The organism is Tepidibacillus sp. LV47, from assembly GCF_048381575.1.
Taxonomy (GTDB): domain Bacteria; phylum Bacillota; class Bacilli; order Tepidibacillales; family Tepidibacillaceae; genus Tepidibacillus.
Genome location: NZ_JBLWIF010000002.1, coordinates 344,899 through 357,161, shown reverse-complemented (window position 1 = coordinate 357,161; position 12,263 = coordinate 344,899). Strand labels below are relative to the sequence as shown.

At 38.3% G+C, this 12,263-nt stretch carries 11 protein-coding genes and 1 tRNA gene; 2 read left to right on the top strand and 10 right to left on the bottom strand.

The features are described from left to right. Positions 1 to 179 precede the first annotated feature (179 nt). The 7 genes from eno to rpoN all read right to left on the bottom strand — a co-directional run bounded on the left by eno (position 180) and on the right by rpoN (position 8,750). Positions 180 to 1,466, bottom strand: coding sequence for a phosphopyruvate hydratase (eno, locus tag ACMW72_RS04865; RefSeq protein ID WP_418367707.1), 1,287 nt, complete (start codon positions 1,464 to 1,466; stop codon positions 180 to 182). Positions 1,467 to 1,595: 129 nt separating this feature from the next. Next, complete coding sequence (gene gpmI, locus ACMW72_RS04860) at positions 1,596 to 3,131, bottom strand: 2,3-bisphosphoglycerate-independent phosphoglycerate mutase (RefSeq protein ID WP_418367706.1); 1,536 nt, start codon at positions 3,129 to 3,131, stop codon at positions 1,596 to 1,598. 27 nt (positions 3,132 to 3,158) lie between these two features. Next, the gene (gene tpiA / locus ACMW72_RS04855; RefSeq protein WP_418367705.1) at positions 3,159 to 3,911 is read right to left on the bottom strand and encodes a triose-phosphate isomerase; all 753 of its coding nucleotides are present in this window, start codon (positions 3,909 to 3,911) and stop codon (positions 3,159 to 3,161) included. An 8-nt stretch (positions 3,912 to 3,919) separates the two neighbouring features. Continuing rightward, complete coding sequence (locus ACMW72_RS04850) at positions 3,920 to 5,104, bottom strand: phosphoglycerate kinase (RefSeq protein WP_418367704.1); 1,185 nt, start codon at positions 5,102 to 5,104, stop codon at positions 3,920 to 3,922. Positions 5,105 to 5,195: 91 nt separating this feature from the next. After that, entirely contained in the window at positions 5,196 to 6,200 is a 1,005-nt protein-coding gene (locus ACMW72_RS04845) for an ArsJ-associated glyceraldehyde-3-phosphate dehydrogenase (RefSeq protein WP_418367703.1), read from the bottom strand. A gap of 88 nt (positions 6,201 to 6,288) precedes the next feature. Continuing rightward, the gene (locus ACMW72_RS04840) at positions 6,289 to 7,257 is read right to left on the bottom strand and encodes a sugar-binding transcriptional regulator (protein ID WP_418367725.1); all 969 of its coding nucleotides are present in this window, start codon (positions 7,255 to 7,257) and stop codon (positions 6,289 to 6,291) included. Between the two features lie 167 nt (positions 7,258 to 7,424). Next, the gene (rpoN, locus tag ACMW72_RS04835) at positions 7,425 to 8,750 is read right to left on the bottom strand and encodes an RNA polymerase factor sigma-54 (protein ID WP_418367702.1); all 1,326 of its coding nucleotides are present in this window, start codon (positions 8,748 to 8,750) and stop codon (positions 7,425 to 7,427) included. 70 nt (positions 8,751 to 8,820) lie between these two features. Between rpoN and ACMW72_RS04830 the strand changes: the two genes are divergently transcribed. Together ACMW72_RS04830 and clpP are read left to right on the top strand one after the other, a co-directional pair. Further along, positions 8,821 to 8,899, top strand: a tRNA-Arg gene (locus ACMW72_RS04830). Between the two features lie 226 nt (positions 8,900 to 9,125). Continuing rightward, a complete protein-coding gene (gene clpP, locus ACMW72_RS04825; protein ID WP_418367701.1) occupies positions 9,126 to 9,725 on the top strand; it encodes an ATP-dependent Clp endopeptidase proteolytic subunit ClpP in 600 nt (199 codons plus the stop codon). A 118-nt stretch (positions 9,726 to 9,843) separates the two neighbouring features. On the opposite strand, the gene cysK is transcribed toward clpP, so the two are convergent. The 3 genes from cysK to whiA form a co-directional block, all read right to left on the bottom strand. After that, the gene (gene cysK / locus ACMW72_RS04820; RefSeq protein ID WP_418367700.1) at positions 9,844 to 10,764 is read right to left on the bottom strand and encodes a cysteine synthase A; all 921 of its coding nucleotides are present in this window, start codon (positions 10,762 to 10,764) and stop codon (positions 9,844 to 9,846) included. A gap of 242 nt (positions 10,765 to 11,006) precedes the next feature. Further along, positions 11,007 to 11,264, bottom strand: a complete 258-nt coding sequence (locus tag ACMW72_RS04815) for an HPr family phosphocarrier protein (RefSeq protein WP_418367699.1) — start codon at positions 11,262 to 11,264, stop codon at positions 11,007 to 11,009. A gap of 54 nt (positions 11,265 to 11,318) precedes the next feature. After that, positions 11,319 to 12,257, bottom strand: a complete 939-nt coding sequence (gene whiA, locus ACMW72_RS04810; RefSeq protein ID WP_418367698.1) for a DNA-binding protein WhiA — start codon at positions 12,255 to 12,257, stop codon at positions 11,319 to 11,321. Positions 12,258 to 12,263 lie beyond the last annotated feature (6 nt).

Sequence of the window (12,263 nt, the reverse complement as noted above, 5' to 3'; positions counted from 1 at the left end):
CTAAGATAAACAGAATTTTTATTTTTTATCTGTCTACCTTAAGGGGAGCATATCAAAGGTCGGTAAAACGACTGAGGACAGCCTCTTTTTATCTAACCGCAAAGGAAAGTTTAACTTCATTAAAGTAATAAATCAAAGTTACGTCTTCGAAAAGACTTCGATAAAAGTTTTTTTTTTAATTAGAACTTTAAGTTGTAAAATGCTTTCTTCCCGCCGTAACGGCCGATGTATGCCAATTCATCTTCGATACGAAGTAATTGGTTATATTTTGCTACACGATCGGTACGTGATGGGGCACCTGTTTTAATTTGACCAGCATTTGCTGCTACAGCAATATCCGCGATGGTGGAATCTTCCGTTTCACCTGACCGGTGGGAGATAACCGCTGTATAACCTGCACGTTTTGCCATTTCGATGGCATCAAAGGTTTCAGTTAGTGTACCAATTTGGTTCACTTTAATTAAGATGGAGTTAGCAATTCCTTTTTCAATTCCTTGGGATAAACGTTCGGTATTTGTTACAAACAAGTCGTCACCAACAAGTTGAACTTTTTTACCTAAACGTTCGGTTAGTTTCTTCCAACCTTCCCAATCATCTTCTGCTAAACCATCTTCAATCGAGATAATTGGATATTTTTTGAGAAGCTCTTCATAGAAGTCGATCATTTCATCTGCAGTGCGAACGACTCCTTCACCTGCTAGATGATATTTCCCATCTTTATAAATTTCACTTGAAGCCACATCAAGAGCAATAAAAACATCTTCGCCAGGCTTATAACCCGCTTTTTCAATCGCTTCAATGATCGTCGAAATGGCTTCTTCATTTGAAGAAAGGTTGGGAGCAAAACCCCCTTCGTCACCAACGGCGGTATTTAGTCCTTTTCCTTTTAAAACAGATTTTAAGTTATGAAAGATTTCTGCACCCATTCGCAATGCTTCACGGAAGTTCTCTGCTCCAACAGGCATTACCATAAATTCTTGAATATCTACGTTATTGTCGGCATGCTTTCCACCGTTTAAAATATTCATCATGGGTACAGGTAATGTTTTTGCATTAAATCCGCCAAGGTAAGCATATAAAGGTATTCCTAATGCATCGGCAGCAGCACGGGCAACAGCCATGGACACACCAAGGATGGCATTGGCGCCTAATTTGCTTTTATTTGGTGTTCCATCTAACTCAATGAGATATTCATCGATGCCCACTTGGTCAAGAGCGTCCATTCCTATAATCTCTGGGGCAATAATGTTGTTAACATTTTCAACAGCTTTTAGAACGCCTTTACCAAGATAACGCTCTTTATCCCCATCTCTTAATTCTACTGCTTCATGGGCACCAGTGGATGCTCCAGAGGGAACAATCGCTCTTCCCATTGCTCCTGATTCGAGCACAACTTCTACTTCTACCGTTGGATTTCCTCGAGAATCAAGTACTTCGCGTGCATAAACGTCTGAAATAATGGTCACAATGTCCACTCCTTTGATCACTTTTATTTAAATTAACTTTATCAATGGAGTTGGTTTTTCCAACGCAGCTTTATCATCCATGCCTTTCTCGCTGCTTATGAAAAACACAACTCCAAAGAAACACTACTCTTAGATGATAATAGATTTTCCAGTCATTTCTTCTGGTTGATCAATTCCTAAAAGTTTTAACATCGTAGGCGCAATATCAGCTAACACTCCACCTTCGCGAAGTTGTACATCTTTCTTGGTTACAATAAATGGTACAGGGTTCGTTGTATGAGAAGTAATTGGATTTCCTTGATCATCGATCATATGATCTGCATTTCCGTGGTCTGCAGTAATCAAAGCGATACCACCTTTAGCTAAAATGGCATCAACAACCCGTCCTAAATTCTCGTCAACTGCTTCAATGGCACGAATCGTTGGTTCCATTTTTCCTGAATGGCCAACCATATCTGGATTTGCAAAGTTCAAAATGATGACATCATGTTTATCTGCCTCAATTTCTTTTAAGACCGCATCTGTTACCTCATAAGCGCTCATCTCAGGTTTGAGATCATAGGTCGCTACTTTTGGCGATGGGATTAAGATTCTTGTTTCCCCTTCAAATTCAGCCTCACGACCTCCGCTGAAGAAATAAGTGACATGAGGATATTTTTCTGTTTCAGCGATCCGTAATTGCTTAAGTCCCTGGCGGCTTACAATCTCACCAAAAGTATTATCTAAGTTCGTTGGCTTATAAGCGACATAACCATCTACCGTTTCACTAAAATGGGTCAATGTCACATAATAAACGTTTTTCGGGAATTTCTCGCCGCGATCAAAGCCACGGAAATCTTTATTGGTAAAGACTTGCGAGATTTGAATCGCACGGTCTGGTCTAAAGTTAAAGAAAATAATCGCATCTTCATCTTCAATTAAGCCAATGGGTTGATCATTGTCATCAACGATAACAGTTGGCATTACGAATTCATCAAATACGCTTTTCTCATAGGATTCGCGAATCGCTTTGATAGGATCAGTATAATGGGGACCTTCGCCATAAACCATCGCACGATATGCTTTTTCGGTGCGTTCCCAACGTTTGTCCCGATCCATCGCATAATAACGTCCTTGTACCGTTGCGATTTGACCTACACCTAGTTCATTCATTTTTTCTTGAAGTTGACGAATATATTCAATGGCACTATCAGGTGCTACGTCTCTTCCATCTAAAAAGGCATGAACAAAAACTTTTTCCACATTTTCTCGTTTTGCGAGTTCTAAAAGAGCAAATAAATGATCAATATGGCTATGAACGCCTCCATCAGACACCAGTCCATAGAGATGCAATTTCTTATTTTTTTCTTTCACATGTTTGATGGCATTAAGGAATACTTCATTTTTGAAAAAGGAACCTTCTTCGATCGCCTTGGTGACTCTTGTTAAATCTTGATAAACAATACGACCAGCGCCAATATTCAAGTGGCCAACTTCCGAGTTTCCCATCTGACCTTCTGGTAAACCAACAGACATTCCGCTTGCACCTAATTTAGTGTGAGGATATTCATTCCAAAAGCGATCTAAATTAGGTTTTTTTGCTTGAGCAATGGCATTTCCATATACTTCATCACGTAAGCCAAATCCATCTAAGATAATTAAAGCAAGTGGTTTTGGTCGAGACATCTCATTCACTCTCCATTTCTTATGAAATTATGATTGTTTCCCACCCTCTACTAGAGCTTTAAATGATGTTGGATCTAAACTAGCTCCCCCGACCAAAGCACCATCAATCTCTGGTTGCCTCATAAAAGCGCCGATGTTTTCAGGTTTCACACTTCCCCCATATTGTATGCGAACCTCATTGGCGACTTGCTGATCATATTGATCGGCAATCACTTGCCGGATAAACCCTATCACTTCGTTGGCATCTTCTGCTGTTGAAGATTTTCCTGTACCAATCGCCCAGATAGGTTCATAAGCAATCACGATTTGTTTTACCTGTTCCGAAGTAAGACCTTGAATTGCTTTTTCCGTTTGTTCTTTTACGACCTCTTTCGTTTTACCAGCTTCCCGTTCTTCTATTTTTTCACCCACACAAACAATGGGAGTGATCCCATGCTTGAAAGCGGCATGGACTCGTTTATTGACGGTTTCATCGGTTTCTCCAAACATTTCTCGGCGCTCAGAATGACCGATAATGGCATATTGAACTCCCAATTCTTTTAACATCAATGGGCTAATTTCACCGGTAAAAGCCCCAGACTCTGCCCAATGAATATTTTGGGAACCAATTTTTATGTAATCTCCAACTAGCTCTTTCGCAATTGCAAGATCTGTATAAGGAACACAGAGAACCGCTTCCACACCTTCAACGGAAAAATCTTTTACTTGATTTAAAAATGCTTTTGTTTCCTCAATCGTTTTGTTCATCTTCCAATTTCCAGCGATAATCGGAGTACGCATATGATCACCTATTCCTTATCATTTAATGCAACAACACCTGGTAATTCTTTTCCTTCCATAAACTCTAAAGATGCGCCACCACCAGTAGATATATGGGTCATTTGCTCGGCATATCCAGCTTTTTCTACAGCAGCAGCTGAGTCTCCTCCTCCGATAATGGTTATAGCATTCGTTTTTGCCATGGCTTCTGCGATTGCATTGGTTCCTTTGGCAAAAGCATCCATCTCAAAAACACCCATTGGTCCATTCCAAATAACGAGTTTGGAATCTTGAATCACTTGGGAATATAACTCAATCGTTTTTGGACCAATATCAAGGGCTTGCCAATCTGCCGGAATTTCTGTAATATCGACGACTCTTTTATTTGCATTTTCCGAAAATTCATCCGCTACTACAACATCAACTGGCATTAAGAAACGAACATTGTTTGCTTTTGCTTTCTCCATAAAAGATTTGGCAAGTTCAATTTTATCTTCTTCAAGGAGTGATTGACCGATTTCATATCCTTTTGCTTTGACAAAAGTGTATGCCAATCCACCGCCAATAATTAAATTATCAACTTTTTCTAATAAATTTTCAATAACTCCGATTTTATCTTTCACCTTTGCCCCACCAATGATTGCAGTAAATGGGCGTTCAGGATTAGATAAAGCATTCCCTAGGATCTCGATTTCTTTTTGCATGAGAAAACCAGCAACTGCCGGGAGATAATGAGCGATCCCTTCTGTTGATGCGTGTGCACGATGAGCTGCTCCGAAAGCATCATTGACATAGACATCAGCTAATTCAGCAAAAGCTTTCGCCAATTCTGGATCGTTCTTTTCCTCACCTGGATAAAAACGTACATTTTCTAATAAAATGACATCTCCTTCATTCATTGCAGCAATCGCAGCTTTCACATTATCGCCAATCGCTTCATCTAATTTCTTCACTTCTTTCCCTAATAGCTCAGACAGTTTTTTGGCTACAAGGGTTAATCTCATTTCTTCTACGACTTTTCCCTTTGGCCTGCCTAAGTGACTTGCTAAGATTGCTTTTCCACCTTGCTCAATAATGTACTGAATGGTAGGCAAGGCTGCGCGAATCCGCGTGTCATCAGTAATCTGTCCATCTTGCATTGGCACATTGAAATCGACGCGGCAAAAAACTCTTTTTCCCTTTAAATCAATATCACGAACAGACTTCTTATTCATTCCCATCCCTCCTGAGTTTGCAAAATGATTGAAGAGGAGAATTTTCCTCTCCTCTTTTTCATAACAATTTATCATTATTCTCTTGTCGTTATTAAATTCCTTTTTTTGCAATGTAAGTTGCTAAGTCAACCACACGATTGGAATAACCCCATTCATTGTCATACCAAGATACCACTTTAACCATATGACCTTCCATAACCATTGTAGAAAGACCATCAATGCTGGAAGAATGGGGATCGTGATTATAATCAACAGATACTAATGGTTCTTCAGAATATTGAAGAATTCCTTTTAATTCACCTTCTGCTGCTCTCTTTAATGCGGCGTTTACTTCTTCAACAGTTACTTCTTTTTCCAGTTCTGCGACTAAATCAACAACAGAGACGTTTGGAGTCGGCACACGCATTGCAAATCCATTTAATTTTCCTTTTAGTTCTGGTAATACGAGAGAAACTGCTTTCGCTGCACCAGTGGTAGTTGGAATAATGGACATTGCGGCTGCTCGAGCACGACGGTAATCCTTATGCGGTAAATCAAGAATTTGTTGATCGTTTGTGTAGGAGTGAACAGTGGTCATCAAACCGCGTTTAATTCCAAAATTCTCATGAAGTACTTTTGCAAATGGTGCAAGACAGTTTGTCGTACAAGAAGCATTAGAGATAATATGATGCTTTTCAGGATCGTATTTGTCATGGTTTACACCCATTACGATGGTGATATCTTCATTTTTAGCTGGAGCAGAAATGATAACTTTTTTTGCACCTGCTTCTATATGTTTTCTAGCATCTTCAGCATTGGTAAAACGACCTGTAGATTCAACAACAATTTCTACTCCTAACTCTTTCCAAGGAAGATTTGCAGGATCTCTTTCAGCGGTTACTTTTACAAATTTTCCGTTTACGGTGAAGCCACCTTCTACAACCTCAACTTCTGCATCAAGTTTCCCATGAACGGAATCATATTTTAAAAGATGAGCCAACATGTTTGCATCGGTTAAGTCATTGACAGCAACCACTTCAATATCAGGATTGTTTAATGCGGCACGGAAAACATTTCTCCCGATACGACCAAAACCGTTAATACCAACCTTAACCATATTTATTCCTCCTTCTGATATTCATTGATTTTATATGAAAACTATACTCCAATAAAATCAATGGAAAGTATAGTTTCTTGGCAATGAATCATAAATGATTCAAAATCTCTCTGGCAGCTCCTTCGTCTGTCACCAACATTTGCTTGATATTATGACGGAGCACAGATAGGATCGCTAGCGCTTTGCTTTTTCCACCTGCAACGGCAATAATATGAGGGATATGGACCAAATCATCTAAAGTTAGTCCAATCGTATTCATCTTATAGACGATATTCCCATCTTGATCAAAGTAATAACCAAATGCCTCCCCTACTGCTTTTTTGTCTTCAAGAAGTTGCATAATCTCAGCGGGCATTCTTCTTCGAATCCCCATAATTTTAGCTTGACCAATTCCATGAACCACAATTCTTGCAGAACGAATCACAGCTAAAACTTCTTGTACGTGTTCTTCATTGATGAGGAAATGATACGTTTCCTCGCTTAGTTGATCGGGTACATGAAGCAATCGATAAGAACCACCCGTTTTTTTCGCCATAATCGAAACCAATGTATTGGCCAAGTATTCATGATTCTCACCAATTCCACCTCTGGCTGGAACAAACAATACCGAATGTAAATGAGGGTGTTCCGGCATCATTTCAGCAACCTCAGCAATAGTTGATCCGCCTGTTAAAGCAACGATGTCTTTCTCTTTCATATATTGTCTCATTAGATGTGCTGCCGCTCGGCCAAGTTCTTTTTTTACAAACGGGTCCGTATCTACATCTCCCGCTACGACAATCACTTTTTTTAATTGGAGTTTATTTTGCAATTCATTTTCTAAATCATTAAGACCAAATAATTTTCGAATATATGGAGAAACTTTATGTAAAACTTCAACTCCATCTTGGCTTAATTTCATGCCAAGATTATCTACTTCAATGAGACCTTGTTGCTTTAAAAAATCAACTTCAGAACGTAAGATTCGCTCGCTGATTCCAAGGGATTGAGACAAACTTCTTCTGCCTATCGGTTGCATCATCGAGACAAAATATAAAATTTTATAACGTTTTTTCATCACTTCTAAGAGATCAGGTACTAACTTTAATTGAAGTTGTAATAAATCCAATGTAAACGTCTCCTTGGTCTAAAATAGTCCCGCATTTACATATTATGTCCCACAGAGGGCAAAAAAAATTCATTTCTCATATTCATCATAGCGAGAAATGAAGCAAATAGCAACCCCTAATTATATCTTTTACGTTTAGATGAAGCTGGAATCCCTAGCTCCTCTCTATATTTTGCAACTGTTCTCCGTGATATTTCAATTCCTTGTTGTTGAAGAAGCTCCGTTAGCATTTGGTCAGAATAAGGTTTTCTTTTATCTTCTTTTTCAATCCATTCTTTCAGTTGTTTTTTTACTTCGTTAACAGAGGTAACTTCTCCGTTACTCGAAGTAATTCCATGACTAAAAAAGAATTTAAGTTCAAAGGTTCCTTTCGGTGTATGGATATACTTATTCGCAATTGCGCGACTTACCGTTGATTCATGAATTCCTGTTTTTTCCGCAATATCTTTTAATGTAAGCGGTTTTAATTGATTCGTTTGAAAAAAAACCTTTTGAGCCTCGATAATCTCTCTCGTCACTCTATAAAGAGTATCCCTTCTTCTTTCAATGCTTTTAATTAGCCATGTGGCTTGATTCCATTTGTCCATCACAAATTTCACTGCTTCCTTATCATCACGCCTTTGTTCAATCACTTGGGAATAATAAGGATTCATACGAAGACGGGGAATGAGTGTATCATTCACAATAATGATCAATTCTCCTTCGATTTCTTCTACAAAAATATCAGGTAAGATATAACGAGTTTCCCCTTTTGCAAAACCAAATGCTGGCCTTGGTTTTAATGTCGTTAATAAATCAGCAATTTGCTCAACTTCTTCAACTGATATTTTCATCCTTTGGGCAATTTTCGTATACCTTTTTTCCGCCAAATCGGCAAGATGATTTTTGACCACTTGAGCAGCCTTTTCGTCAAAGGGTTCCATCTGTTTTAGTTGAATGAGCAAAAATTCTTGTAAGTCTCTTGAACCAATGCCAATGGGATCAAAGGATTTTAGTAAAGTAAGCGTTTGCTCTACTTCTTCTTTTGACACCTTAAGTAACTCGGAAACTTCTTCTAATGACATGGTGAAATAACCCATTTCATTTAGATTCCCAATTAAAAAAGTTAAAATCCTAAACCTTTTGCTGTCTAAATTAGATAATCTTGCCTGTTGCAATAAATAATCTTCTAGGCTGTCTTCTTTTGCAGCAATTGTATCCCAGATGTTCCTTTCTTCATCCTTTAAATAGGTTAACGAGCCGATCCACCGGCTATTTTGATAAAGATAGCGAAATCGTTCCATTTCCTTATCATCGATTTCAAGGACTGGGTTTTCTACAATCTGTTCTTGAATATATTCAACCAGCTCAATCACTGGATATTGTAGTATTGTAATCGCTTGACGCAATTCTTTGGTCATGATGAGCTTTTGCGTTTGTTGTTGGTATAGTCCATATTCCATCAGCATGATATCACCTGATCCAAGGTTGATTTTTCTTTCTTTTGATTGTATAATAAGGGTTGTCGCAATTGCGCTCGTAGCTCAGTTGGATAGAGCACTGGCCTCCGGAGCCAGGTTTTGCGGGGGTTCGAGTCCCTCCGAGCGCGCCATTTTTTATCTAAAAATTACATTACGAATCATCAAAACAGAGCTTAAAACAGGCTCTTTTTTTTATTTAATCTAGCTAAGTTTGTAAGTTTATTTTATCAAAAAAAGGATAAAATAGTTATGGTAAATTTCCTCAATCTTATGTTTGACCTTTTTTGACCAATAAGGTATGATAATAATATAAAAAATAGTCTCATAAAAGAACCTTTAAAAGGAGGAGCTTATAGAATGAGTTATTATGTACCTTATGTTATTGAACAAACCAATCGCGGGGAACGGGCTTATGACATCTATTCAAGACTACTAAAAGACCGCATTATCTTTTTAGGTAGTGCCATTGATGATGCTGTAGCCAATTCTGTTGTTGCCCAATTATTATTCTTGGAATCAGAAAATCCTGATAAAGATATTTATCTATATATTAATTCTCCTGGTGGATCGATTACCGCTGGTATGGCTATCTATGATACCATGCAATTTATCAAAGCAGATGTATCTACGATTGCCATTGGAATGGCAGCCTCAATGGGGGCATTCCTCTTAGCGGCCGGTGCAAAAGGAAAACGTTATGCGTTGCCAAATAGTGAAATCATGATTCATCAACCTCTCGGTGGAACACAAGGTTCAGCAAGTGATATTGAAATCCATGCGAAACGTATCCTTGATATGAAAAAACGCTTAAATCAAATTCTAAGTGAACGAACTGGGCAACCCCTTGAGAAAATTGAAAGAGATACCGATCGAGATAATTTCCTTACTGCTGAAGAAGCAAAAGCATATGGACTCATTGATGAGATTATAACTTCCGCTCCAAAAGCGAAGAAATAACTGATTGGAAGAGTCCCCTATTGCCATAAAAATAGGTTTGTATATTCCAACACTTATGGAATATACAAACCTAACTTACAAGCCATCTCATGTTTTTTTTTCATTTTATTTGTTACTTTTATTCCTCGAATTGATAAAGAGGGGTACTAAGATAACGCTCTCCGGTACTTGGTGCGATCACCACCACATTTTTTCCTTTTCCTAAACGTTTCGCCACTTTTTTTGCTGCAAATACAGCTGCTCCAGTCGAAATCCCACCTAAAATCCCTTCGTTTCTCGCTAATTCTCTAGCTGTTGCAAACGCTTCTTCTGTTGTAACTTGAATGATTTCATCGTAGATTTTTGTATTTAATGTTTTTGGGATAAATCCTGGACCTAAGCCTTGTAACTTATGAGGCCCTGGTTTTCCTCCAGACAATACAGGTGAATCCTTAGGTTCTACCCCAATAATCTGAACTTGGGGAATACGTTCTCTTAAAACTTCACCTACTCCAGTAATCGTTCCCCCTGTACCGATCCCTGCTACAAAAGCGTCGATTTTTCCATCCATTTGCTCAAGGATTTCTTTTGCTGTGGTTAATCGATGTACTTTGGGGTTGGAAGGATTTTCAAATTGGCGCAGTAAAAAATACCCTTTCTCTTTTGCTAATTGTTCGGCCACTTTTACCGCTCCCGGCATTCCTTCTGCCCCTGGAGTTAAGATCAGTTCTGCTCCATAAGCGCGTAAAAGGTTTTTTCGCTCGTTGCTCATCGTTTCAGGCATAACAAATACAGCACGATATCCTTTAGCAGCAGCGACCATCGCTGCCCCAATCCCTGTATTCCCGCTCGTTGCTTCAATAATCGTATCTCCTGGTTTTAATTTTCCTTCTGATTCAGCATCCAGTATCATTTGCATGGCGATACGATCCTTTACACTTCCGCCAGGATTCATATACTCTAATTTTATGTAGATGTCTGCATGATTTTCATCATTACGTTGTAATTTGACGATTGGCGTTTCGCCAATCAATTCAACAATATGATTCGCTACTTTCATTTTCTCTATCTCCTTTTACTTATTTTTCCATTATACTATTAATCTCTTTCCCATCTGTCAATAATCCAATGTGCTAAAATGGCTTGCATGATTCTAACGCGCTCCGATACCTCGCAGCTTTCCATGAAAAAACAGTCGGAGGGAAGGCTCGCTCGCTAAAGTCGCGCTTACAAAATCATACAAGCCAAGCTTAGTGTTTGTATATTCCATAAGAGTTGGAATATACCAGCATTTCCAACATGTTATTCTTCTTTACTTAATAATTCTGTTAATTTTTCAACGGCTTGCTCTTCGTCACTACCTTCAGCAATAATCGTTATTTCTGCTCCATTATTAATGGCCAAACTCATAATTCCCATAATGCTTTTCGCATTTACTCTTTTGTCTTCTCTTTCAACAGTAATTTCCGAAGAATATCGATTTGCTTCTTGAACAAATAATGCAGCAGGTCGAGCCCGCAAACCCGTTTTTAGTTTCACAATAACTGTACTTTTGACCATCGTTACGTCCCCCTGTTTCATTCTTTTCGTTATTATACCATGACTTTAAAAAAATTACTGATGACTCCGTAATTTGTTCGCAATTTCGTCTAATTTTCTCAAGCGATGATTAATTCCTGATTTACTTACCTTTCCACTTGGAATGAGTTGACCTAATTCGGTAAGGTTTAATTCTGGATAACGCAATCTTAATTCTGCGATTTCTTTTAACTTAACTGGCAAATTCTCTAAACCAATTTCTTTATCGATTAATTTTATATTTTCAATCTGCCTCATGGCAGCTCCGATCGTTTTATTTAAATTCGCCGTTTCACAATTGACCAAACGATTTACAGAATTCCGCATATCTTTGACAATACGGACATCCTCAAATTTGAATAAAGCTTGATGTGCACCAATATTGCTAAGGAACTCCGTGATTTTTTCCCCTTCTTTAATATACATAAAATAACCTTTCTTACGTTCTGTCCATTTTGCATTTAAGCCAAATTCATTACATAAATTACAAAGATCGACGACATGGTTATAATCATTTGAGGAGATTTCTAAGTGATAGGAAGAACTTTCTGGATGATTGATGGAGCCTCCTGCTAAGAATGCGCCGCGAAGATAAGCCCTTTTACTATCCGTATCAGGAATAATACTCTTTTTAATCCCTGGGTAGAACGTAAACCCTTTTTCAGCAATCGCTAGTTCGTTTAAGATTTCTTCAATCTTAACCGGAATACGGACTAAATAAATATTGTTTTTCTTCAATCTCATCTTTTTTCGAACTAATAATTCTGCATGAATTTGAAAAAGGTCTTTGATCAGGGTATAGATTTTTCTAGCGATCGCCGCGTTTTCAGTCATGATTTCCAATTTGATTTGTTGGTTGCTGACTTGAACACTGCCATTCATTTTAACAATCGCAGATAGTTCAGCCAGTTTTGATTTCCGGTCTTCCCCAAAGACATAGGTGAGCTCTTTTTTTGTTTCGGAAGCAAAGGACATCAAGAT

Bases quoted from the DNA above. Each gene is read 5' to 3' on its own strand.
- whiA (WP_418367698.1), bottom strand. From the start codon at position 12,257: ATGTCCTTTGCTTCCGAAACAAAAAAAGAGCTCACCTATGTCTTTGGG.
- rpoN (WP_418367702.1), bottom strand. From the start codon at position 8,750: ATGGAATATGGACTATACCAACAACAAACGCAAAAGCTCATCATGACC.
- ACMW72_RS04840 (WP_418367725.1), bottom strand. From the start codon at position 7,257: ATGAAAAAACGTTATAAAATTTTATATTTTGTCTCGATGATGCAACCG.
- ACMW72_RS04845 (WP_418367703.1), bottom strand. From the start codon at position 6,200: ATGGTTAAGGTTGGTATTAACGGTTTTGGTCGTATCGGGAGAAATGTT.
- cysK (WP_418367700.1), bottom strand. From the start codon at position 10,764: ATGAAAGTAGCGAATCATATTGTTGAATTGATTGGCGAAACGCCAATC.
- tpiA (WP_418367705.1), bottom strand. From the start codon at position 3,911: ATGCGTACTCCGATTATCGCTGGAAATTGGAAGATGAACAAAACGATT.
- ACMW72_RS04850 (WP_418367704.1), bottom strand. From the start codon at position 5,104: ATGAATAAGAAGTCTGTTCGTGATATTGATTTAAAGGGAAAAAGAGTT.
- clpP (WP_418367701.1), top strand. From the start codon at position 9,126: ATGAGTTATTATGTACCTTATGTTATTGAACAAACCAATCGCGGGGAA.
- ACMW72_RS04815 (WP_418367699.1), bottom strand. From the start codon at position 11,264: ATGGTCAAAAGTACAGTTATTGTGAAACTAAAAACGGGTTTGCGGGCT.
- gpmI (WP_418367706.1), bottom strand. From the start codon at position 3,131: ATGTCTCGACCAAAACCACTTGCTTTAATTATCTTAGATGGATTTGGC.